Here is a 21,951-nt window from a genome sequence, read left to right on the forward strand (position 1 = left end):
TAATTATTATTCAATTAGTTCTTGTTGTTAAGTAGTCAACGAATAGCGAATGACGCTATTCTTTATTATGCTCCTTTACTGAATGTAAGGAGTGTGATTCACTATTTTTTTGGAACTCAATTTTGGCGTGGAATAATTTTGCCATTTGATTTGCCTGCCATTTAGCTTTTTCAGCTTTATCTCCTATAAATAAAAGATCAATTGTTGAGCAGAATAATTCTAACCAACGATCAAAATGTTCTTTATCAACAGATAGTTCAGCATGTGGAGGGAACGGACTACCCTTATATGTATACTCTTCGAGAAGAACTGTCTGCCAAAAGCGATACATTTTTTCAAGATGTTCGGGCCAACAATTATGAAGTTTTTGGTCAAATATTTCAGAAAGAATGTCATCTTTTTGTACCTGTGCGTAAAAAGAATCAACTAGTAGCACAATCTCCTTTATGTTTAAAATTTCTTTTTTCATTTGAGTTAAATTACTTAGTTTAGATTAAAATTTGTGATCAAATAATACAGCGCCCAAGCTATAAAAGCAATTAATAGTATCCACAACCAACTTGGAATACTATGAGGCGTTTCACTTCCAATTATTATGAATTTTTTTTGATCTCCCTTATCATAGGCATTAATCATCAGAGGAATAACTCCATCTACGGTTTCATTTTCCCTAATCCCTTCAATTGCTATTGAAGGACCGTTGCGAACAGTGAATTTAATTTTCTTAATCCCTTCTCGACCTGTCGAAGATTTACTTACGATTTTTAAGATATGATCACCATCTATCAGCTTATTAGTATCTAATTCAAACTGAATAGGCGTTTCAAATTCTGCAATGGGCTGAATGTCATTGTCTAGAAACAATATTATTTTGGCTTTGTCATCATTCATTTTGTTTTTTTGTTACAAGTTTAATATCGTTTTTTTAATGTGTTTATCGTCTTTTTCACCCGGCTTAAAAATGTATTTAAGAGCGTAAAAAAATGTTATAACCGTTATTACACTTATTAGAGCAACAATTATCCAATCCCAATTGTTTTGTGGTCCAACACCATGTGTTATTCCACGAGTTATTTTTGGTTGCGCCTTTTCACAAGCGGGACAAGCCAGCGCGGATTGCTGCACTAAGAGTATAATAATTATTGTTGAAATTTGAATTCTCATAGTATCATTTTTTAGGTATTAGTTTTAGCTTTTCAATGATGTCTTTTACTTGTTCTATAGTTACTTTTTTTGCATTATTGCCCCAACTCGTTCGTTCGTGATTAATGATAGCGGTTACTTCTTCAGCCGTGAGATTGTTATCAGTCCCGACTGCGTTCATGGTTGCATACTCAGGTCTGGGATCATATCCCTGCATAATTATGGTGACAAATAATTCTAAATTATCGCCAAGGACTACCGGACTATTTTTTAGAGGTGGGAAGGCTCCTTTTAGTCCCTCACCATTTGCCTGATGGCAGCTCATACAATTGTTGGCATATAGAGATTCACCGTCTGGCATCGAGGTATCTACAAGTTCCTTAGGTTTTTTATTTTCTATTTTTTTATAGAGAAATGAATTTGTAGGACTTCCATCTGGTAACTCTGTTTGTTTTAAACTTTGGAGGTAGGCTACTAATTGAAGGGCTTCTTTAGTGGCTACTATTTTTCTCTTTGTCCTATTATTAAAATTATCAGGTAAGATTATCTCTATGTCATTTTTGCCTATACTTTTCTTTTCTTCAAACAGCCATGGGTATGCCGGCATTATTGATTTTTGGACAGTTGCACGTGGTTGATATAAATGCAGTAGATGCCACATCAGGCTTGGTTGGCGTTTACCAATATTTGTTAAATCTGGCCCTGTTCGTTCTGTACCCATTAGAGTTGCCGTGTTTCGCCATAGATCCGCTCGTTTATTTGCAGCATAATCTGCAGCAATTGATGGTCGATCACCCCAAACATTGTCCATGTCGACATTACGTACTTGTTGCGTGTGACAAGCCACACAACCATTTGCTATGTATACCTCTTTGCCTTTTATAGCGTCATCACTTGGTGGCGCTGCATTTGGTAAAATTGCGTTGTACTCTTGGTTATAAAGTGCCGGCATTATTGCCATTATAAGCGTCAGTATTATAAAAAGGCTTAGAGCACTTAAAAATAGTTTCTTATGATTGTTGAATAATTCCATAGGGATGCTGTTTACTACTTATTCGACTGTATACTCTTTCCGTTCTTTTGCTTTTAATATTTCGCTTGGTGAGGTCGGAATACGGTAATCATTTTGAGGGTTTACCATTTTATAAAAGTTATAGGCAAATAAAATATGAGATAACCACATTAGGGAACCTCCTATTGCCCGCCATAACCAATATGGAGCCATAAATGATACAGTATCGATAAATGGTTTACCTTCTAACCACAATAGTCCTCTCATAGTTGCTCCGTACATTAAGGGAAATGTGTAGAATAAGAGGCCTAATAAGGCAAGCCAAAAGTGGGCTCCAACTGTAATTTGCGGTGGTTCATTCCCAGTAAGGCGCGGTACGATGGTATAGATGAACGCCCATAACATGAAAGTTATAATACCGTACATGGTTAGGTGAGAGTGTGCTACAGTAAAGTCAGTGAAATGCCATATCAGGTTGGTAAATCTGAAAGCCTCAGCGGTACCTTGTAAAGAACCGGTAAAATAAAATATAATTCCAATAACGTAGAATGGGAGTGTATAGCTGGTACTTAGTTTGCCCCAAGACCCATTTATTGTCATTAAAAAATTTGTAGTTCCTGCGACAACCGGTATTATCATTCCCATACTACCCACGATGGCTATAGTCTGCATCCACCATGGTATAGCACTAAAGATAAAATGATGCGTTCCGATGAGCGTATAAAATAATATTTGCGACCAAAAGGCCAAAATACCAAGGCTATATGAGTAAATAGGTTTGTTAAGTTGTTGTGGCAGGAAGTAATACATAAGGCCAAGGGAAAAGAGCATAAACCACATACCAACTCCCTGATGCATGTAGTACCCTTGAATTATAGTTTCCCCCAAACCATCTTGCCAAGAGGGCCAATAAGCAACAAATGTGATTACGAGTACAAACATCAGTGATGCTACAATATACCAATTTGAAACGTAAATTTCTTTTGTTTTTTTTATAGCTACGGTCTTCCAAAAATTTATTAGTGTAAGTACAATACCAATGCCGAATAAGCTCATTATTGGCCATACGTACTCTCGATATTCTCCTCCACCATTATTTATACCATTCATTAAGGAAATGCTGCCAAGAAATACTGCTGCATTTATGAGGATTAATGATTGATATCCTTTTTTTGTGCTTGCTATATCGACATTACTGACGCGAGGGACAACATAGTAGGCAAGTCCAATCATTGCTAAAGAAGCCCAGCCCCAGAAGACCATATTCGTATGGACTGGTCGTAATCTACCAAAACTTAACCAACTATTATGATCCAAGTCCGGAGCAACGAACTTAATACCCAGGTATTCGCCTATAGTTGTACCAATTACTAACCAAAATGTTGCACAAGCAAGATACCAAAGTATCAGTTTTGTTAATTTGGGTTCAATGTATGGACGGGGCTGGCTCTTTTTTTTCTGCTCTACAAATCTGATTTCTTCTGACTTGTTTATATTACTGAGTAATCCTTTATTGTCATTTGAATTTAAATTTCCGCGGAGTTCATTATTAGTCAACTCAAATTCAATTTCTTTTTGACGTTTTTTGAGAAGTTTAATTTCCTTCTCGCTTAGGTTATGTAGATAGTTGTTAAATTTCTCCTGCTTGTTCTTATTTATATATCTTCTTAAAACATTATTTGCTTTAATTACAAGAATAATAGATGCAACTATTACCGGTATGGCAATTAAGAATAATATAATAATAATTCCGTATTCGTCAAAAATGTTGTTGTTCATACTTACTTATTTAGTGGACAAAAATGTCCATTATTATTTTAAATTTTTTTATCTTTTTAGAAAGGTAAGACCGGTTTCAATTCCTTCGGCAAGTTCTTTAATAGTAGTGTTCTCTAACATTTTTTTTAATTCTTCTCGGATAGCTTTGAATTCAAAATGAACTGGACATGGTTTTAATTCGTTGCATTTTTTTAAACCTAAACCACAACCTTTATATATCAAGTCTCCATCAATTGCTAAAACAATATCGCTTAACCTCAAAGATGACAATGCTAAACTATCCATCGAAAATCCACCTGTAGGACCTTTATCTGAGTTAATCATTTTCTTCTTTGTTAACTGCTGAAGTATTTTGGAAGTATAAGCCAATGGTGAATCGATTTCTGTTGAAACCTCCTTTAGACTTACTTTTCTATTTAATACCGACTGCTGCCCAATATAAATTGATGCTTTAATTGCGTATTCACATGCCTTTGAAAACATAATTTTTTTTACAAAAATAATAATATTGGGAATAATGGACAATTATGTCTACTATATTTTTTAATATTACTATTATAAAAGCATTTTCAGTTTCATACATGAAATCAATCAATAGTTTTTTACTTAAACTGATTTTCATTTGTCTAAATTTTAAAGTGATTGTAATAAAACTCTATTTAAAATTAATGCATGATTACGAGATGGATTTTGCGACTTGCATAGTAGAGTGATTTTTTTATGTTTTGCTATTTTCCTTATTCGGTCAAGTTCCTTCTCATTTGCTAATAGTTCAAGAACATATAGCTTGGAAAAAAGGTCAAAATCTGTAATTTTTTCTTTGAGACATTTTGTAAGTCGCGGAGATGGAGCAACTTGTTTATTCCATTCATCTATTGTGATTTCAGATTTTTTTATTTCCCTTGGCAGTGTACGGTCAATGAATATTCTGTAGGTGCCATCGGAATCTTTGCTTTCGTATATACTTTTTACAGCAATACTGTCTAGGGGTATTTTTTTAGGAAAATCCTTTAGTTGTAATTCCATAACTTATTGTGATAAATTTTGTATTTCGATTTCAAAATTTTTTAACCATAAGCCAAATAAAAACAATCTGTACACCATTATTTCCACTATTTTAATTCTTACAATCTATCTTGAGTACATTGGAGCAATTGCAATGGAGATTTATTTCTTTTTTATCGAACATTAAGGAACCTAAGCGTACGATGTTATTTGTCCCATAATTAATAATGATTGCGATTCATAATTTTGAAAAAACAATCTTTAAGGCAAATTTATGGCAACATTTCTAAACATAAATGCTTTTGGCCTGAATGAATAAATAATAGGCTGTTTTTTGTAAAATCACTGAATTTTTGGGCTTTATCTTTGTGTTTATAATGGATCAAACATCTATTTTAAGGCATTTTTGATAAACTAAAATTTATAAATAAACAGTAATATGAAATCCTGTAAAAAGGTAGTTGATAGCTACAATATTATTTTAACTCAAATTACATCCAATGTGAAAATTAACAGCAATAAGAAGCCGATAACTGAAAGATATCGAGAGCTTGTTGATCATATAGTTAGATTGGATCCTAATGCTGAAGTTCAAGTTCATACAGATGATTCGATTATGTTACTTTTTCCGGAGACTGAAAATGTATGTGCTTTCTTTCTTGTGCAATTCCCAGGTATTATATCTGTAGAATTTATAATAGCCGGCGAAAAAAGTATGCAATACGAATGGATTTTTGCCGATAATAAAGATTCCAGACTAATATTTAGACAGATAATCAATGATACCTTAAATCATCCTATCAGCAAAGGAGTTAATCCAAGCTTGTTGAAAACAATGAATCTGAGGAAGCATCCTGTGAACATAGACATGGGTGTTAACTTTTTTGAACTAACTCTCCAAAAAAGTGAGGCAGTCATCATCTTTTGTATTGCATGGAATGGTATGCTTGTCATGGATAAGATAGAGAGGGCTAGTATCGAAGGCAAGTTTGAGATACTTTTTTTCAATTGTATGTTGATAATGAATTATCTCGATAATTCTAAAATAGAACTTTCTGGAATTCAAAACGATTTGATAAGATTGTTAATTTTCTATCTTGAAAAGCACCAATTGGTTAAACATTTTGATTTGGAGCTTCTTATTAATCAACGAATTGATTTTTATGGTAATGTTGTGAAAGAAATGGAGACTATGTCGAGGAGTACATGCTATGCTCTATACTATTATTTTTATATTAAGCCATTATACCGTAAAACAAATTTATCATTACTACCTATAGAACATAACATGATTTCGAACCTTATGCTAATGAATGAAAATATCAGAAAAAAAGTTGTCTTGTATCTAAGTTAAAACTTGAGATTGTGATGCTAAACATAGTTATTATGTTAGATTTTTTAATAATTTAAACACAAGATTGGGAAAGATGAATTGTCACTCATTTTATCATTTTGTATTGTATGATCCATTATATTGAATAATTGTACGAAGGAATAAGACATTACTATGACATCTACTTTTAAAACAACAGCAAGATATTTTATTTTATCAGAAATAGACAGGCCATCTTGAACATTACCATAAATGCCGGTAATCTTGAGTTTTAAATTGTCGATAGCATAATCTAGCTGATAAGAAACATTGGTTAATTCTACAATCTGGGAATAATCCTTTACAGTAAGAAAATGAATCCATAAGTCATCGATTTTTATTAAGGGATTTATAAAAGATAAGTAGTCTGTTATTTTTGTATTGTTGGCAAAGGGATACAATACTGATTCTATTTTTTGTTTATTAAAAACGACCGGGATTGTCAAAAATGAGCAGGTTATATGCTTAATTATTTCCAATGATGAGGAAAAGTGTGTCGTCCCAAAGATATTGTTCTTACCAGATGTGCCTAAAATGACTAAATCTATTTTGTTCAACATTACAATTTCTTGGATACCACTACCGACTGCGCCCATTTGAACTATTATAGTAAAAGGGAGTTTGTTATTATTTATTTTGTTTAGGTCATTTGGATCCATTTCTAATAAAACACTTTTTGCAGTTCGGTCTATCATTGCTGTTATCTTGCGACGAACATTAAAAAACTGGGTTTTGTATCTGGGTTTTGTTATATGTACAAGATACAAATTGGCTTTATTGAAATCAGCAATCCGGAACGCCATTCTTAGGGCATTTCGTGCTGAAGGAGAGAAATCCATTGGGACACAAATATTATTACAATTGAGTTTCATAAATCATTGTTTTTATAGACGGAGTAGTAGGTTAAGTTGATTTCAAATTTAGTTTTCGTTTCAATACAACAGGTTGATGCTTGTCAACCAATAATTCGTAATTATGAGTTTCAATCTTTACAATTATCGTTTCAAGAGTAATGAACTATTTGAAAATATTACAAGTGAGGAAGGCGGAAAGCTCGAATCCATCAAAACTTTAAGGCAATGTAATAAAGGAGAAGTTCTTTATGCTCAAGGAAGTCTAACATCGTTTGTTTACAGGCTCAAAAGGGGTAAAATTAAAATTGAACAACTAAACACTGATGGAAGAATTCGCATTATATACATATATACGAAAGGAGATTTTTTTGGATTTAGGACACTATTCAGCAATGAAAAAAATCCAGTTAGTGCAATTTTTTTGGAAGATGGTGAAGTTGAAATCTATGAAGGAAAAAAATATCTCCGTATCATCAAAGAGTCAGTAACATTGTCTGGTATTCTTATTCAGATACTTAGTTATGAATTCAATGTATGGGTTAATTTTATCTCATCATTATCACATAAAACTGCTAGAGCAAAAGTAGCATTGGTGCTACTTATTCTGAGCGAAAAGTATAAAAACGATAACCCACCAGCTATAACTATGACCAAATTGGACATAGCCCGTTATAGTGACACTACCGAAGAAACAGTAGTCAGGGTTATCGGATTTTTTGTGAAACAGCGATTATTAACTAATAATGGCAGGAGCATTCGGATTATCAATAACAAATTATTAGAAATGATCGCCGAAGGATCTTAAAAGTTTCCTGAAATCAGGATTTAAAAACTTTAAGGACAGTTTTTTCCCCTAAGTTATTTTTTAGTTCTATTAAGTAAAGACCAGTTTGACCATTAATCTTCAATTTAATATTTTTTGTAGACAATATCTTTTCTTCATATAAGACTTGGCCCAATGTATTCATCACTTTAGCGGTAACACTTTCATATTCCTGAGCAACATCTATGTTGAGGGTTTCTGCTACCGGATTTGGGTAATAAATTACTGATGACTCAAAACTGCTAAAGGATGTTTGTAATGCTGGGTCTGTCCATTTAAAATCATCTATCGCCATGTAATTAAGTGAAGCAGGTACCTGAAAGCGCCATTCATCTGCTTCAATAGCGGCTTGTCCATCAGCATCAAAATCAAGCTTAACATATCCATTATTCACAGTAATTACTGAAGTGATAGAATAGCTCATGAAAGAAACCAGATTATTATTTCGGTACCATGAAACCAGAATATTTCCTGAACCTGCGTAAATGCAATCAGCAGAAACAAACATCCAAAGACTATTCAACCGGACATTATTTCCATCGCTGGTAGATATAATGCCAGTAACTCCAGGAGTACCACACGAGTTTGAATTGTCAATATAATAATTTGAAGGGCCTAATCCATAGTCCTGCAAATGTTCGATATGAAATACACCGCCTAGATTGAATGTTTTCGTATCACTAGCAAACGAAAGTGCATTGTCTGTTTGTGACTCGAAAGTTTCTGTTACCTGAGCGCTGATAGTTGTAACGGATAAAAAGGTTGTAATAATTAGTACTGTTTTTTTCATAAATATAAATTTAAATTGTTTACTTATTTATTTTTGAAGTTTAAAAGACTTAGGTTCATCAAGATTAGGATTGGTTATAAGCATTATGCCAAAAGAAATGCTAAACGAACAATAGATTAAAACCAATAAGCAGATCTTGTAATTTTCATTAGAGTGAAAAATTTGTCCCTTTAATAAGAATATAAATCCGACGAGATAATGAGTAAAGTTTGCAAGGATAACGGGTCGATTGTATATTCCGCCCAGCATGCTCCCTTTGACAAACCAATTAAGAACAGCAAATGAAAAATATAAAGCTCCAAGAATCTGCGTAAATACTAAAATAATTGGAGTAGCTTTAATATTTTGACTCTCCCACAAAAAATCAGGAGCAAAACTTAAAATCACACCAGACACTCCCAAGGTAACAGAACTTGCTGTCATTATTGTTTTTCTTAGCATAGCTGTTTGTAAAATGCCGTTGGTCATATTTGTTTTAACTAGAATGATAGCGAAGATAACAGAACACCATTGAGATAAGTAGGCATAATATCGTAATTATAAAGGCTTTTTTATCACTCATAATATGAAATATCTTTTGGTGAACAAGACAACACTATACAATGGAGGCTTTAAATTCGGACTTGACAGATTTCTTTTTGAACTTGCCATAGAAACAAGATGTAACAGTACTGCTGTTGGTATCGTTAATTCCGCGAGAGGCTACACAAAGGTGATCTGCTTCAATAATTACTGCAACATTTTCAGTCTTTAACGCTTCCACCAACCCATCAGCTATTTGCTTAGTAAGTCTTTCCTGTACCTGTGGCCTTTTGGCATAAAACTGAACAAGACGATTAATTTTAGAAAGACCGATTACCTCCCCTCCTGAGATATAAGCAACATGCACTTTTCCGATGATAGGGACAAAATGATGTTCACAATAAGAATGAAGTGTTATGTTTTTTTCAACAAGCATTTCATTGTACATATATTTATTTTCAAACAGCTTTATATCAGGCTTGTTAGAAGGATTCAAGCCGCTAAATACCTCTTTGACAAACATTTTGGCCACTCGATGGGGCGTTTTTTTTAGACTATCATCCTCAAGATTGAGCCCGAGAGTATGCATGATTTTATAGAAGCATTCTTCAATTATTTCTATTTTTGACTCATCGTTAATATCAAATGCCCCCGCGTGCATAGGTGTCTGTATATCAGCATGCAATTTCTTATCAACCATTATATTTAATTTTAGTATCTGGTCACCCATTTATTATTATTTATACTAGTTACTGTTTTTTTAATTTAATTTTTCAAAGAGGATTAACAATAAAACACGATAAGCTAACAAGTAAAGACGTTACCAACTTCACCTGAAAGCTTAAGATTTTATAGCTAGTATTTATGGGCAAGCTTTGCTATCCTTGTTAACGAGAAGGCACCAATAGCCATTACAAAATCACGAACGGCCACATCAAAGAATGAACCGCCAGCTAATAATAATACACCAATAAGGGCAAGCCATGCTGAAACTATATAACCTCCAATAACTGGTCTTGCCAGGACTATAAGACCAGCCACAATTTCTATAATCCCAACTAATATCATTAGTGTGTGTGGAGAGAAAGGTAAAGAGGAAGATAATGCTGGAGGTACATAATCCTCCCAATGTGTGAGTAAATTAAAAAATTTATCTAGCCCCGCCACAATTGGAACTATACCATATGTCAATCTGAGCAAGTCTGACGTTTGTCTGATTGTTTGTGAAATTTTTGCTTCCATTATCTAAGTTTTTAATTATTTAGATGTTAGATGAAAAAAACTATGTAGAGGTTACAAAATTTCAAAAAGTTACAAAAGGAGTAGTTCAATAGTAGAACAAATGATCATTAGCTCACATTAAAATATGAAGATTAATTATATTCTCAGGTCTTCCCTTAGCAAAATTATTGATGTTTTCAAATGCTTTTGAAAAGTATAGTTCATACCCGTTTTTTTCGACATATCCCAAGTGAGGCGTGCATATTACATTAGGCATTTTTAATAATGGGAATTCTTTGTCGAAAACAGGTTCGTCTTCATATACATCTAAAGCTGCAAAACCAGGTTTTCCTGATTTTAGTGCCTTTATTAAAGCGTCTTTCTCCACCAATTCAGCCCGACTAGTATTAACGAAGATTGATTCACTTTTCATCTGCTGTAAATCTGTTAATTTGACTATGCCGGTTGTTTCCGGTACTAATCTTAAATTAAGCGACACTATATCAGAGGTTTTAAAGAATATTTCTTTGCTTTGGGCTTTTATAAAACCATCGGATTCAGCATTGGTCAAAGACTTTTCACTACCCCAAACTTGCACAGTCATATCGAAAGCTTTTGCGTAGGTTGCTATTTTCTTGCCAATTTTACCATAGCCCCATATGCCTAATGTTTGGCCTTTTAGTGTTGTCCCAATGTTTGTTTGCCACAGACCGTTCTTCATATCTTCAATTGCTTGTGGAATTTTTCTTTGGGCATTTAGAATTAGTGCCCAAGTTAATTCAGCCGGGGCAATCGGTGAACCTACTCCATCTGCAATCAACACTTTATATTTGTTACATGCTTCGATATCGATATGGTTTGCAATTTTCCCAGTTTGGCTGATTAGTTTAAGATTTGGCAAACTGGATAAAAAGTTTTCCGTTATTTTTGTTCTTTCGCGTATTAGTACTAATACTTCTGCTTCTTTAAGTTTTGCGAAAGAGGTAGCAGAGATGTTGTGAAGATCTTGGACTACTGTCACTTCATGTCCTTCCAAAAGTCTGTAACAGTTTAAGTTTTTTACAGCTTCCTGATAATCATCTAGAATTACAACTTTCATTTTATTTTATTGATTTATAATTTAATAATTGTTTCCATTACGTAAGCAACAATCCTATCGCATCTTGAATTACCAAATTCAAATAGCTCAGCTTTATTGACCATACTAAGGAGTGATTCTTTCATCATTGTTCGTCCGCGGTGAAGTCTTACCTTGACATTGCTTTGACTTATTTTAAGACAATCTGAAATTTCGGAGATATTCATTCCTTCCACTTCATTAAGCATAAAAACAAGCCGGTATTTTTCGGGAAGTTTTTCGAATGCTCTTTCAATAAAACCCGCTTTCTCTGTTTGTGCAATTTTATTTTCCTGATTCATACTCGTATTGTCTGGTAATTGATATGTTTTTTCTTCTAATGATGTCGTTCGCATTCTTACTTTACTGAGTTTTCTGTTTTTTTGCAATGCTTCATTAATTCCTATTCGTATTAGCCAAGTTGAAAACGACGCTTTATTATTGAATTGATATAGTTTTTGAAATGCGTTGATGTATGTGTCCTGCATAACGTCTTCAATTTCACTCTCATCGTTCAAATAACTTCTTACGGTTCTATAAAGTATTTGATTGTATCTCCTAAGCAGAATCTCAAATAGTTCAGTCTCACCTTGCAGGATTCGTTCAATTATAACTTCGTCCGTTAACGGCGGTACCGATTTCTTTGTTTTGTTTGTTTCCATGGTGATGTTCTTGTTTTTTTGATTAGATGCAAATCAGGAACACAAGGTTACATAATGTAACTATTAAATCACTTAATGCATCTAAGTCGAAGTTTCACAGATGCAAAAAAATAAAAGGGCTCTGCTTTTTTGCAGTTGCGAATTGGTATTTACATCGTTTAATATCTGATTAGCGGGAAAAAAGAGCTCTTTCAAATTTACAAATTAAAAATCCAGAAAATGTATTACGACTCAAAAATCATCCATAAAGAATGGATAACGCACGATGTACTGAAATTGAAATTAGAAAAGCCGAAAACATTTCAATGCAAGATTGGACAGGCAATCGAATTGTCAATAGATATTTTAGAATCATTTAAGCACTTTGCCCCATTTACTTTAACTAATACAAATGAAGACGACTTTCTTGAAATAATAGTTAAAGTGTACACAGAAAAAAAAAGGTTGACGTTCTGGCTTTCGGAGATGCCTCTTGATTCCAAAATAATAATTTCTGAGGCTTGGGACTCTTATGAATATAAAGGTAGTGGCGTGTTTATTGCCGCTGGCTCAGGAATCACTCCTTTTATACCAATGATAAGAAATTTGTCAAAAGCAAATATGCTTGGGAATAATACTCTGATTTATGCTAATAAAAAGCAAGAGGATATTATATTGAGAAATGAGCTTACCGGACTGTTGGGCGATAATTTTTTGAATGTCTTGAGCAGAGAAGTAACTGATTCATGTTTACATGGCAGAATTGATAGACCTTTCTTAGAATCTAGAATTGGTAATAAAAGATTATTTTTCTACATCTGCGGTCCTGAGGGATTTAACTATAGTGTCAAGGAAAATTTAATTAGTCTTGGAATTGCTGAAGAAAAAATCCAGGTTGCATAGTAAAGCATTACCAAAAAATAAATGAAAAGATTTGTAACCTAGCATTAGAATTTTCATCAAAAGCCTATAAACTTTAAATTATTCAAAAATGAAAAGAATTAATTCAATTAAAAAAACACTTGGAGCACTACTGATTTTATTAGTGTCATCCTATTCGTTCGGGCAAAAACAACCTCAATTATCAGATCCTGAAATTGCATCAGTTGCCGTAGTCGCTAATCAAATAGATATCAGCTATGCGGAAATAGCAATTGAAAAAAGTAAAAACAAAGAAATTAAAGAGTTTGCGACGTTGATGATGACGGATCACAAGGCTGTTATTGGACAAGCTGTAGCCCTTGTGAAAAAATTGGGTGTTACCCCCAAAGACAATGCTGTTAGTCAGTCATTATTGAGTGCTTCGGAGGGAACTAAGAAAGAGTTGAAAGCAAAAAAAGGAAAAGACTTTGACAAAGCTTATATTGACAATGAGGTTGCTTATCATAAAGCAGTTATTAATGCCGTAAAAGATCTTTTGATTCCACAATCTAAGAATGTTGAATTGAAGTCATTATTACAGGCGGTTTTGCCTGCTTTAGAGTCTCATTTGGCTCATGCTGAAATGGTACAACATAAATTTTCAAAATGATGACTATCAGAATGAATCACTTTAGAGGCATTTTATGCTTGCTTTTTATGACAGTTTTCGTTTTGAACGTTAGTGCTCAAAAAAAGGTTAAAGGGCCTAAAGTGTATACGGTAATCATTTCAAAAATGAAGTTTACGCCTTCTGAATTGGTTGTTGAAAAAGGATCTAAGGTTGTTTGGATCAATAAAGAATTTTATCCGCATGATGTTACTGATGAGTTAAAAAAAACATGGTCTTCGAAGCCATTAAACCAAGATCAAAGTTGGAGTAAAATCATTACAAAGAATGAAAGCTATTTCTGTAACCTTCATAAAACAATGAAAGGTAAAATTATTGTGAAGTAGATAATTTAAAACTAAATAAAGCTAACTTATAAAATTTAAAAAATGAAAATCAATAGAATCTACAGTCTGTTATCGGTGGTACTTGTGGGTGTTTTTAGTAGTAGTTGTACAGAGACAGAGATAAGAACCGAGACAATTACTGAAACTTTAGATCCGGCACTGGTAACGGAAGGAAAGGAAACCTTCAGACACGACACGTTTGGAGATGAAGACTTTTGGAGTGGTATTTTGCACCTAGATAAAGCAATAAAAGGCTCTTCTAATGGTGGATATGGTTCAGGTGTAAGTCCTGCTACGGCACTAGCAGTTGGACTAAAAGTTGATTCAGAAGCATTGCCAGCTGAGCTTGTTCAAAGCATACAAGCAGGTCAAGTTGATTTGACTAGTCCTGCTACAACACTTGCCCTATTAAAATTAGATGCAGTGGTAGGGTTAAAAGGGAACTTCAATTCTAACGGAGATATGACATCAGTTGGAATTACTTGTGCACTGTGTCATTCAACGGTTGACGATTCATTTTCAGCCGGGATTGGCAAAAGACTCGATGGTTGGCCAAATAGGGACTTAAATGTAGGAATGATAGTTTCATTAACTGATAATGCTGCTTTTTTAGCTAATTTGCTTCATGTAGATGAGGCGACAGTAATGACTGTTTTACAAGGATGGGGACCTGGGAAATTTAATGCAGGTCTGTTTATGGATGGTAAAGCATTGAAACCTGATGGTACTATAGCCGCTAATCTTATCCCTGCTGCTTTCGGGATGCAAGGCGTTAATTTAGCAACTTATACCGGTTGGGGAGATATGACTTATTGGAATGCATTTGTTGCTAATTTAGAAATGCATGGAAAAGGTAATTTTTCTGATTCTCGTTTAAATAATGCAGCACAGTTTCCTATAGCTAGTGAAAATAATTTTGGGAATGTTACGAACAATCCAGACTTGATAACTCCAAAATTACCTGGCTTACAAGCCTATCAATTATCGTTGCTCGCACCTACGCCTCCAGCAGGAAGCTATGATGCAGCCGGTGCGGCAGCTGGTAAGATTGTATTCCAAAGTGTAGGACAATGTGCTACTTGTCATATTTCACCAATTTTGACTGATGCAGGCTTTAACTTGCATTCAGCTGCCGAGATAGGGATTGATGATTTTGAAGCGAGCAGATCCCCAACGGGAATGTACAGAACTACTCCGCTTAGAGGATTGTTTGCCAGAAGTAGAGGAGGTTATTATCATGATGGAAGATTTGCTACTTTGAATGATGTTGTGAATCACTACAACAATCATTTTAATCTACAGCTTAGTTCACAACAGAAGAGTGATCTAGTGGAATACCTGAAATCTATCTAATCTTAGTACTTGTTTTTGATTGGGTCCCGTGATTGACATGACATATTGTTTGGTCACGGGATTTTTTTATACTCTTTAAATCTTTCTACGGTATTACATTCAATTCCTGAATATTTCTCACACCAAATTAAGTCTCATGATAAGAAAACTAGCTTTACTATTTTCGTCCACGTATTTAATGTCCCTTTTGTTTTTGATATTTGCTTGCTCGATGGCAGCAGGGACTTTTATCGAGAATAGTTATGATACGAACACGGCAAGAACTATCATATATAATGCATGGTGGTTCGAGTTAATTTTGTTTTTGTTTGTTGTGAACTTTATTGGTAATGTATTGAGGTTTAACTTATTCAGAAAAGAAAAAATTATAATCTTAATGCTACACTTAGCTTTTGTTTTTATTATAACCGGAGCATTTATCACTAGATATTTTGGACTTGAGGGAACAGTCTCATTAAGAGAAGGGGAAAGTAAACAAGAAATAGTGTCTGACAAAGCTTATTTAACGGCTGAAATTGAAACTAAAGGATTACAAGAGCGGACTGTTATTAATAAACCATTGTTATTATCTCAATTTGCTGAACGTAACAATGATTTTAGTATTCGTGTTAATCATCAAGGTAAACCAGTTGAGCTTTTCTACAGTCGTTTTGTAGTAAATGCAAAACAAGTTTTGAGACAGGATGAGAATGGACAGAGATACCTGGCAATTGTCACGATAATGGATAATGAAAGAGTTGATCACTTTATCCGTGAAGGAGACATTCTTAAGACATCAAATGTTACGTTTACCTTTAATAAACCCATGCTCAATGCCATTAACTTTATAACAGGTAAGAATGGAGAACTAGTGGTTAAAGCACCTGTTACGGGTAGTTTTTTGGAAATGGCTACCGGAGCAAGCGGTAGTATTGTTGCCAATGTTGACTCTTTACTCCGTATAAAAAGCCTTTATCAATTTAATACTATACAATTTGTTGTTCCACAATTACCACAGAGAGGAATGTTGGATGTTATTTCAGATCTGAAAAATGAAAGGAGGGAAGAAAATGACGCTCTTGAACTCAAAATCAAAGTTGGAGATATTGTCAGAAAAGTGATTTTGTTTGGAAAGGAAAAGAAGAAAGGAGTTCCAGAAATTGTGATACTTGATAATTTGAGACTAAAATTATGTTATGGAAGCAGAGAGTTTAAGATCCCTTTTAAAATTAGGCTAAATGATTTTGTTGCAGAAAAATATCCTGGCACGTTAAACAGTTATTCCTCATTTGAAAGCAAGGTTTCTGTTTTGGATAAGAATAAAGAAATGAAAGAAAGAATTTATATGAATCACGTTTTAGATTATGATGGTTATCGTTTTTTTCAGGCTTCTTACCACCCCGATGAGAAAGGGACTGTTTTGGCAGTAAATCATGACCGTCTAGGGACTAACATCACTTACTTCGGATACACATTGTTGTATTTAGGATTGATCTTATTATTGTTTGATAAGAAATCAAGATTTGGAATTGCCCGAAAAAAACTTAAGAATCTCTCAAAGATTGGCTTTGTTATGACGATGCTTTTTTTCCTGTTATCAAGTGTAGCATCTCATGGACAATCAATAAAGACTTCTGAAAGGGCTGCTATTAAAGTACGCTTGGATTCGATTATAAATTTTTATGCTGTTCCTCCCCAGCATGCTGATTTATTCAGTAGATTAGTTGTACAAGATGAAGTTGGGAGAATGAAACCCTTAAATACTTATTCGTCTGAATTGTTAAGGAAGATAAGTAAAAATGATCATTATAACACCTTGAACTCTGACCAGGTTGTGATTTCGATTTTGCAACAACCAAAGGTATGGTATAATGTCCCATTGATATATTTGAAAAAAGATAATGATAGCCTAAGAAAACTAATTGGTTTAGAGGCGGGTGAAAAATTTGCGGCTCTAGCAGATTTTTTTGATGACAGTGGACTGTATAAACTTGCAAATCAAGCTAAAGATTCTTATCGTTCCGCACTACCCAATCAATATGAGAAGGATTTTATAGAAACAGACAAGCGGGTTAATATCTATTATAATCTTTTGAGTGGTCGAGTGCTCAATATATTTCCAGTTCCAAATGATGCTAATAATAAATGGATTTCAGCCTCTGACGCTAGGCGTTCGAAAATTAAAGGTAAAGATTTGCTTTTTGTGGAAAATATCATACCTCTTTACTTAAGTTCTTTAAACTCGGCTTTCGATGACACTAATTACGCTAAATCTGACTCACTGTTGCACAGTATTGAAAGATATCAATTAAGGTTTGGAAGTAAAGTTAGACCCTCTAATTCTAAAATAAGTGCTGAATTGCTTTACAATCATTATGATGTATTCAAAGGACTATTTAAATGGTACCTGTATGTTGGAATTCTTATGCTTGTTTTTTCAATAATCAGCATTTTCAGGTCTTCAAAGCCACTAGGAGTTTATCTAAAAGTAATGCATTATTTGATTCTTTTACTTTTTGGCTTACATACTTTAGGGCTTATTTGCAGATGGTATATTTCGGGTCATGCACCGTGGAGCGATGCTTACGAAACAATCATTTACATAAGTTGGGCTACCATGTTATTCGGATTAGTATTAGGCAAAAAATCAAGTTTGACGATTGCATCAACTGCTTTTGTTTGTTCAATGATACTAATGGTTGCTCATTGGAATTGGCTTGATCCTTCTATTGCCAATTTACAACCGGTTTTAAATTCCTATTGGCTGATGATTCATGTAGCTATAATTGTGGCAAGCTATGGACCTTTTACGTTGGCAATGATGCTAGGAATAGTTTCATTACTTATGATGTGTTTTTTAAATGATTCCAATAAAGATAAATTAGGGCTATCGATAACAAAAGTCCTGCTGATTACAGAAATCTCAATGACTGTCGGACTTATTATGCTAACTATCGGTAATTTTTTAGGCGGCCAATGGGCTAATGAAAGTTGGGGTAGGTATTGGGCATGGGATCCTAAGGAAACCTGGGCATTAATCAGCATAATGATATATGCTTTTGTTATCCATATGAGATTAGTCCCAATTCTAAAAGGCAAATGGCTCTTTTCTTTGTTTAGTGTTTTCTCTTATTATTCGATACTGATGACATATTTTGGGGTTAACTTTTATTTGTCGGGGTTGCATTCCTATGCAAAAGGGGACAAAGTAATTACGCCAGTGTATGTATATCTTTCGTTGGCCGGATTACTGGTGTTGGCAGTATTTTCTTTCTATAAACAAAAGGCCTTTTTAAAACCTTAAAATTATTACCTTTTTTTCTCAACTAAATTTAAAATCTATGAAAAGATATAAACTATTACTTATGTCTGTTTTTTTTTCTGTAAACTATGTTAATGGTCAATGTGCCTGCTGCGCCGGGGCTGCAACCGGCTCGTCAGGGAGTTTCAATAGTAATAATAACGGAAAGTTAACACTTCAAAAAAAACAGTTTATCATTGAAAATTATACTGAATACCGTAATATCAATTTGAAATCACACTCAATTGAAAATCAAGAAAAGCATGAAGAGGAAGAAACTCCACTCAAGAGTATTTTTGTAAATTCTTTGGGAGCTCGTTATGGGATTACTGATAAGCTCACTTTATCTGCCTTAATCCCTTATGTCTTTTTGCAAACCAATAGTGGTAATGATAATGGTGTTGGTGATTTAATGGTAGTGAGCACATTTAATGCTTATTCTAAAAATAATTTTAACCTAGCCTTACAAGGAGGTCTCGAATTGCCTACGGGAATTCAGAAAGGTTCGAATTTTGATAATACTACTGTTGTTGTCGGTTCAGGCTCATTTGACCCAATGATTGGGTTACTTATTTCAAAGCGATGGGAGAACAATATCACTCTTCAAGGTAATGGCACTTTTAAATTTACCACCAATGGATTTAAAGGAAATTATTATGGAAATATATCAGTCCAAAATATTTCAATCTCCTATAGCATAAAGGAGTTACAAGTTAAAGGAGAACAGATATCTGAAGATTCACCATATGAAATCACTGAAACAAAATACAGATGGACAATTTTTGGCGGTTACTACGGTGAATGGCTCGATAAAATAAGAGAAGATGACATTATAGATCAAGATTCCGGTTATTATCTTGGCTTTCTAAATCTGGGTGCCAATTTCAGTTATGACCAATGGAGCTTTCCATTGACTTTTTCGAGTCCCATTATTCAAAATGTGAATGGGCAACAAAATGACGCGGGAGTTAGAGTAAGAATAGGAATTGTTAAGTCCTTTTAGAATAATTCCTTCTTTAGTCACATTACAATGTTACTCCTTCTGAACTAATTATTTCACTTAGCATATTTAACAAAAAGTCAACTTCTGTTTTATGAGTCCTAAAAGAGACAATAGCTGCTCTTAAAGTAAAGTTTCCGTTAATGATTGTGCTTGAAATAAAAACCTTTCCATTATTTTGTATTTCTTTTACGATAAAGCGATTAAAATGGTCTGCATTACCATTTCTGGGTACGTATCTAAAAATTACAACTGATAAATCTGGTTTTGGGCCTACCTCAAAACCGATTTTTTTTACCTCAGAATAAAAATATTTTGCAAGGTCTAATTTTTCGTCTAAATATTCTTTAAATGCACTTTGGCCATATAGCTTTAATGGTAGCCACATTCTCAATCCTCTGAAATGTTTACTAAGTTCGGGTGAAAGGATGGAGGGAGAATAGCTATTACCATCTTCACCGGCATCCTGCATATAATTAGCAGTGTACTGATTGGCTGCAATAAGATGTTTGATATCCTTTATTAAAACTATACCGGAACCATAGGGAAGAAATAGGCTCTTATGCGGATCCATGATTATAGAATCTGCGGCTGAAATACCGTTTAACTTTTTTCTCCCCCTATTTGTCATAAGATAAAATCCGCCATAGGCAGCATCTATATGAAACCATATCGAATGTTTCGCTGCGATCTTCCCAATGTCAAGTAGAGGATCAATCATACCTGCATCTGTTGATCCTGCATTGGCAATAACTAAAAAAGGATTCAAACCAATTTTTAAATCCTCTGTAATCTGTACTTCCAATTCTTTCACATCAATACGTAATTCAGAATCAATATTAATGTACCGAATAATACAGTCCTCTAGGCCGATAATATTAATGGCTTTTTGTATGCTGTGATGTGATTGATGCGAACAGTAAACAACTGTTTTCTCTACATTTCGGATATTTATATTTTTTGCTCTTTTTGCTGTTAAGAGTGCTATCAGGTTTGCGTAACTTCCCCCTGAAGTCAAATTACCACCATAACCTTCAGTATACCCGGCAAGATTTGCTGTCCATCTGATTAATTCATTTTCCATGTTTACTGCTCCCGGAGAGGCATAAAATACTCCTGCAAATTTGTTGGAGATAGCGGCTATGTAATCACCGAGCGCAGAACTGAAAATCCCTCCTCCAGGAATGTATCCCATGTTAGCTCCGGAAGCGGTATTCAAACCAGGTTTCAATACTTCTTCTTCCAATAGCAATAAAATTTCCTCTATATTAGCAGTGTTATCATTAATTAACAATTTTTTATTTGTACTGACAGTAGCACTTAGGGGTTTATTATATGCCTTTAAATGTGTTAAGTTATCGAGGAAATTCTCGCCGAATGTTATTGTTTTATCTAATAGTTCTTTACGTTGTTGCTGCGATTCTTCCAATAAATATAACTTTTTGTTCTTCATTACTTTCCTGTATTTATTTGTTCGTGAGTAAAACCAATATTTAGAAGTGCAGTGATTATCCTCTTTTCAAATTTATAAGAACCACATATGTAAATGTTTTGACCTGAATTTTTTACTCTTCTTTTAAGTAAGGTATAATAATCTATGCCATTCTCAGCATAAATGTTTTTGTAATTTGTACCTAAGATTTTTTTTAATTCCAAATCAAAAAAAACATCTGATTTTGTCTCGCTCAACGACAAAAGTTTGTGATTTGAAATGGTTGTCGATTCCGGAGTAATTTTTTTTAGGACACTTAAAACCCGTGCTGTAAAAATATTTTCCACTATAAACAGCCCCGGACCTTCGTATTCCTGTGCATCCCATGCTTCGGATATAAAAATGCTTTCATTAGTGTTTATTATACTGAGGTAATCTGAAATTTTACTGTCATTTGGACAACTCTTAACGATTATATCGAAAAAAGTTTTTCCGCTTACGTCTATAATTGTAAAAGTGTCCACCTCTAATCCGAATTCTGGTGCATCAATGCTTAAATCAATTACCTGACCGAACTTGCAATTGTAGTTGTATGGTTTCTCGATTGATAGTTTGACAATCCGTTCGTTTAAGAATCTTTTTTTAACGACTTTGACTTTGTAAGGGAAAATAAAACCCATGGTTTTGCAAATTTTGATTTGCAATTTTGATGCTAATTATGAAATAAGGTTA

24 protein-coding genes are annotated in these 21,951 nt (G+C 34.0%); 8 read left to right on the forward strand and 16 right to left on the reverse strand.

Translation table 11 applies throughout. From position 1 onward, the window contains the following. Positions 1 to 55: 55 nt before the first annotated feature. The 7 genes from C8C84_RS06385 to C8C84_RS06415 all read right to left on the reverse strand — a co-directional run bounded on the left by C8C84_RS06385 (position 56) and on the right by C8C84_RS06415 (position 4,960). A complete protein-coding gene (locus tag C8C84_RS06385; protein WP_121312740.1) occupies positions 56 to 469 on the reverse strand; it encodes a group III truncated hemoglobin in 414 nt (137 codons plus the stop codon). Between the two features lie 14 nt (positions 470 to 483). Then, the gene (locus tag C8C84_RS06390) at positions 484 to 891 is read right to left on the reverse strand and encodes a cytochrome C (protein ID WP_121312741.1); all 408 of its coding nucleotides are present in this window, start codon (positions 889 to 891) and stop codon (positions 484 to 486) included. Positions 892 to 903: 12 nt separating this feature from the next. Continuing rightward, positions 904 to 1,164, reverse strand: coding sequence for a hypothetical protein (locus C8C84_RS06395; protein ID WP_121312742.1), 261 nt, complete (start codon positions 1,162 to 1,164; stop codon positions 904 to 906). Between the two features lie 4 nt (positions 1,165 to 1,168). Further along, on the reverse strand, positions 1,169 to 2,176 hold the full coding sequence (locus C8C84_RS06400; protein ID WP_121312743.1) for a cbb3-type cytochrome c oxidase subunit II: 1,008 nt from the start codon (positions 2,174 to 2,176) through the stop codon (positions 1,169 to 1,171). A gap of 18 nt (positions 2,177 to 2,194) precedes the next feature. Next, positions 2,195 to 3,934, reverse strand: coding sequence for a cbb3-type cytochrome c oxidase subunit I (locus C8C84_RS06405; protein WP_121312744.1), 1,740 nt, complete (start codon positions 3,932 to 3,934; stop codon positions 2,195 to 2,197). A gap of 48 nt (positions 3,935 to 3,982) precedes the next feature. Beyond that, the gene (locus tag C8C84_RS06410) at positions 3,983 to 4,417 is read right to left on the reverse strand and encodes an Rrf2 family transcriptional regulator (RefSeq protein WP_121312745.1); all 435 of its coding nucleotides are present in this window, start codon (positions 4,415 to 4,417) and stop codon (positions 3,983 to 3,985) included. 150 nt (positions 4,418 to 4,567) lie between these two features. Continuing rightward, on the reverse strand, positions 4,568 to 4,960 hold the full coding sequence (locus tag C8C84_RS06415) for a DUF488 domain-containing protein (protein WP_121312746.1): 393 nt from the start codon (positions 4,958 to 4,960) through the stop codon (positions 4,568 to 4,570). A gap of 418 nt (positions 4,961 to 5,378) precedes the next feature. Between C8C84_RS06415 and C8C84_RS06420 the strand changes: the two genes are divergently transcribed. Next, positions 5,379 to 6,293: a hypothetical protein gene (locus C8C84_RS06420; protein WP_121312747.1), complete on the forward strand. Its 915-nt coding sequence runs from the start codon at positions 5,379 to 5,381 to the stop codon at positions 6,291 to 6,293. A 44-nt stretch (positions 6,294 to 6,337) separates the two neighbouring features. Here the strand turns inward: C8C84_RS06420 and C8C84_RS06425 are convergent, their stop codons facing one another. Continuing rightward, positions 6,338 to 7,183, reverse strand: coding sequence for a universal stress protein (locus C8C84_RS06425; protein WP_121312748.1), 846 nt, complete (start codon positions 7,181 to 7,183; stop codon positions 6,338 to 6,340). A gap of 103 nt (positions 7,184 to 7,286) precedes the next feature. Here C8C84_RS06425 and C8C84_RS06430 point away from each other — a divergent pair, with 103 nt between their 5' ends. Further along, positions 7,287 to 7,970: a Crp/Fnr family transcriptional regulator gene (locus tag C8C84_RS06430; protein ID WP_121312749.1), complete on the forward strand. Its 684-nt coding sequence runs from the start codon at positions 7,287 to 7,289 to the stop codon at positions 7,968 to 7,970. 13 nt (positions 7,971 to 7,983) lie between these two features. Here C8C84_RS06430 and C8C84_RS06435 read toward each other — a convergent pair whose 3' ends face one another. From C8C84_RS06435 to C8C84_RS06460, 6 genes are all read right to left on the reverse strand, one after another. Beyond that, positions 7,984 to 8,778 carry a T9SS type A sorting domain-containing protein gene (locus tag C8C84_RS06435; RefSeq protein WP_121312750.1) on the reverse strand — a complete coding sequence of 265 codons (795 nt, stop codon included), beginning with the start codon at positions 8,776 to 8,778 and terminating at the stop codon, positions 7,984 to 7,986. 27 nt (positions 8,779 to 8,805) lie between these two features. Then, positions 8,806 to 9,246 carry a hypothetical protein gene (locus C8C84_RS06440; RefSeq protein ID WP_121312751.1) on the reverse strand — a complete coding sequence of 147 codons (441 nt, stop codon included), beginning with the start codon at positions 9,244 to 9,246 and terminating at the stop codon, positions 8,806 to 8,808. A gap of 127 nt (positions 9,247 to 9,373) precedes the next feature. Next, positions 9,374 to 10,030, reverse strand: a complete 657-nt coding sequence (gene folE / locus C8C84_RS06445; RefSeq protein WP_121312752.1) for a GTP cyclohydrolase I FolE — start codon at positions 10,028 to 10,030, stop codon at positions 9,374 to 9,376. Positions 10,031 to 10,155: 125 nt separating this feature from the next. Further along, complete coding sequence (locus C8C84_RS06450; RefSeq protein WP_121312753.1) at positions 10,156 to 10,542, reverse strand: hypothetical protein; 387 nt, start codon at positions 10,540 to 10,542, stop codon at positions 10,156 to 10,158. Between the two features lie 112 nt (positions 10,543 to 10,654). Beyond that, positions 10,655 to 11,620 carry a D-2-hydroxyacid dehydrogenase family protein gene (locus C8C84_RS06455; protein WP_121312754.1) on the reverse strand — a complete coding sequence of 322 codons (966 nt, stop codon included), beginning with the start codon at positions 11,618 to 11,620 and terminating at the stop codon, positions 10,655 to 10,657. A 14-nt stretch (positions 11,621 to 11,634) separates the two neighbouring features. After that, positions 11,635 to 12,300 carry an RNA polymerase sigma factor gene (locus C8C84_RS06460; RefSeq protein WP_121312755.1) on the reverse strand — a complete coding sequence of 222 codons (666 nt, stop codon included), beginning with the start codon at positions 12,298 to 12,300 and terminating at the stop codon, positions 11,635 to 11,637. A gap of 219 nt (positions 12,301 to 12,519) precedes the next feature. Here C8C84_RS06460 and C8C84_RS06465 point away from each other — a divergent pair, with 219 nt between their 5' ends. From C8C84_RS06465 to C8C84_RS06490, 6 genes are all read left to right on the forward strand, one after another. Beyond that, positions 12,520 to 13,182, forward strand: a complete 663-nt coding sequence (locus C8C84_RS06465; RefSeq protein ID WP_121312756.1) for an FAD-binding oxidoreductase — start codon at positions 12,520 to 12,522, stop codon at positions 13,180 to 13,182. An 88-nt stretch (positions 13,183 to 13,270) separates the two neighbouring features. Beyond that, entirely contained in the window at positions 13,271 to 13,810 is a 540-nt protein-coding gene (locus C8C84_RS06470) for a DUF4142 domain-containing protein (RefSeq protein ID WP_121312757.1), read from the forward strand. Further along, entirely contained in the window at positions 13,807 to 14,154 is a 348-nt protein-coding gene (locus tag C8C84_RS06475; RefSeq protein WP_233549741.1) for a plastocyanin/azurin family copper-binding protein, read from the forward strand. The genes C8C84_RS06470 and C8C84_RS06475 overlap by 4 nt, the downstream gene beginning before the upstream one ends. Before the next feature lie 42 nt (positions 14,155 to 14,196). Continuing rightward, the gene (locus tag C8C84_RS06480; RefSeq protein WP_121312758.1) at positions 14,197 to 15,507 is read left to right on the forward strand and encodes a hypothetical protein; all 1,311 of its coding nucleotides are present in this window, start codon (positions 14,197 to 14,199) and stop codon (positions 15,505 to 15,507) included. A gap of 376 nt (positions 15,508 to 15,883) precedes the next feature. After that, complete coding sequence (ccsA, locus tag C8C84_RS06485) at positions 15,884 to 18,790, forward strand: cytochrome c biogenesis protein (RefSeq protein ID WP_233549747.1); 2,907 nt, start codon at positions 15,884 to 15,886, stop codon at positions 18,788 to 18,790. 37 nt (positions 18,791 to 18,827) lie between these two features. Continuing rightward, on the forward strand, positions 18,828 to 19,790 hold the full coding sequence (locus tag C8C84_RS06490) for a transporter (protein ID WP_121312760.1): 963 nt from the start codon (positions 18,828 to 18,830) through the stop codon (positions 19,788 to 19,790). A gap of 22 nt (positions 19,791 to 19,812) precedes the next feature. Here C8C84_RS06490 and C8C84_RS06495 read toward each other — a convergent pair whose 3' ends face one another. Further along, positions 19,813 to 21,240: an aminotransferase class V-fold PLP-dependent enzyme gene (locus tag C8C84_RS06495; protein WP_121312761.1), complete on the reverse strand. Its 1,428-nt coding sequence runs from the start codon at positions 21,238 to 21,240 to the stop codon at positions 19,813 to 19,815. Further along, the gene (locus C8C84_RS06500) at positions 21,240 to 21,899 is read right to left on the reverse strand and encodes a hypothetical protein (RefSeq protein ID WP_147406818.1); all 660 of its coding nucleotides are present in this window, start codon (positions 21,897 to 21,899) and stop codon (positions 21,240 to 21,242) included. The genes C8C84_RS06495 and C8C84_RS06500 overlap by 1 nt, the downstream gene beginning before the upstream one ends. Between the last annotated feature and the right edge of the window lie 52 nt (positions 21,900 to 21,951).

It is taken from the genome of Flavobacterium sp. 102 (assembly GCF_003634615.1).
Lineage (GTDB): Bacteria > Bacteroidota > Bacteroidia > Flavobacteriales > Flavobacteriaceae > Flavobacterium.

Coding starts and splice junctions, on each gene's coding strand:
- C8C84_RS06385 (WP_121312740.1), bottom strand. CDS start 469: ATGAAAAAAGAAATTTTAAACATAAAGGAGATTGTGCTACTAGTTGAT.
- C8C84_RS06390 (WP_121312741.1), bottom strand. CDS start 891: ATGAATGATGACAAAGCCAAAATAATATTGTTTCTAGACAATGACATT.
- C8C84_RS06395 (WP_121312742.1), bottom strand. CDS start 1,164: ATGAGAATTCAAATTTCAACAATAATTATTATACTCTTAGTGCAGCAA.
- C8C84_RS06400 (WP_121312743.1), bottom strand. CDS start 2,176: ATGGAATTATTCAACAATCATAAGAAACTATTTTTAAGTGCTCTAAGC.
- C8C84_RS06405 (WP_121312744.1), bottom strand. CDS start 3,934: ATGAACAACAACATTTTTGACGAATACGGAATTATTATTATATTATTC.
- C8C84_RS06410 (WP_121312745.1), bottom strand. CDS start 4,417: ATGTTTTCAAAGGCATGTGAATACGCAATTAAAGCATCAATTTATATT.
- C8C84_RS06415 (WP_121312746.1), bottom strand. CDS start 4,960: ATGGAATTACAACTAAAGGATTTTCCTAAAAAAATACCCCTAGACAGT.
- C8C84_RS06420 (WP_121312747.1), top strand. CDS start 5,379: ATGAAATCCTGTAAAAAGGTAGTTGATAGCTACAATATTATTTTAACT.
- C8C84_RS06425 (WP_121312748.1), bottom strand. CDS start 7,183: ATGAAACTCAATTGTAATAATATTTGTGTCCCAATGGATTTCTCTCCT.
- C8C84_RS06430 (WP_121312749.1), top strand. CDS start 7,287: ATGAGTTTCAATCTTTACAATTATCGTTTCAAGAGTAATGAACTATTT.
- C8C84_RS06435 (WP_121312750.1), bottom strand. CDS start 8,778: ATGAAAAAAACAGTACTAATTATTACAACCTTTTTATCCGTTACAACT.
- C8C84_RS06440 (WP_121312751.1), bottom strand. CDS start 9,246: ATGACCAACGGCATTTTACAAACAGCTATGCTAAGAAAAACAATAATG.
- folE (WP_121312752.1), bottom strand. CDS start 10,030: ATGGGTGACCAGATACTAAAATTAAATATAATGGTTGATAAGAAATTG.
- C8C84_RS06450 (WP_121312753.1), bottom strand. CDS start 10,542: ATGGAAGCAAAAATTTCACAAACAATCAGACAAACGTCAGACTTGCTC.
- C8C84_RS06455 (WP_121312754.1), bottom strand. CDS start 11,620: ATGAAAGTTGTAATTCTAGATGATTATCAGGAAGCTGTAAAAAACTTA.
- C8C84_RS06460 (WP_121312755.1), bottom strand. CDS start 12,300: ATGGAAACAAACAAAACAAAGAAATCGGTACCGCCGTTAACGGACGAA.
- C8C84_RS06465 (WP_121312756.1), top strand. CDS start 12,520: ATGTATTACGACTCAAAAATCATCCATAAAGAATGGATAACGCACGAT.
- C8C84_RS06470 (WP_121312757.1), top strand. CDS start 13,271: ATGAAAAGAATTAATTCAATTAAAAAAACACTTGGAGCACTACTGATT.
- C8C84_RS06475 (WP_233549741.1), top strand. CDS start 13,807: ATGATGACTATCAGAATGAATCACTTTAGAGGCATTTTATGCTTGCTT.
- C8C84_RS06480 (WP_121312758.1), top strand. CDS start 14,197: ATGAAAATCAATAGAATCTACAGTCTGTTATCGGTGGTACTTGTGGGT.
- ccsA (WP_233549747.1), top strand. CDS start 15,884: ATGCTACACTTAGCTTTTGTTTTTATTATAACCGGAGCATTTATCACT.
- C8C84_RS06490 (WP_121312760.1), top strand. CDS start 18,828: ATGAAAAGATATAAACTATTACTTATGTCTGTTTTTTTTTCTGTAAAC.
- C8C84_RS06495 (WP_121312761.1), bottom strand. CDS start 21,240: ATGAAGAACAAAAAGTTATATTTATTGGAAGAATCGCAGCAACAACGT.
- C8C84_RS06500 (WP_147406818.1), bottom strand. CDS start 21,899: ATGGGTTTTATTTTCCCTTACAAAGTCAAAGTCGTTAAAAAAAGATTC.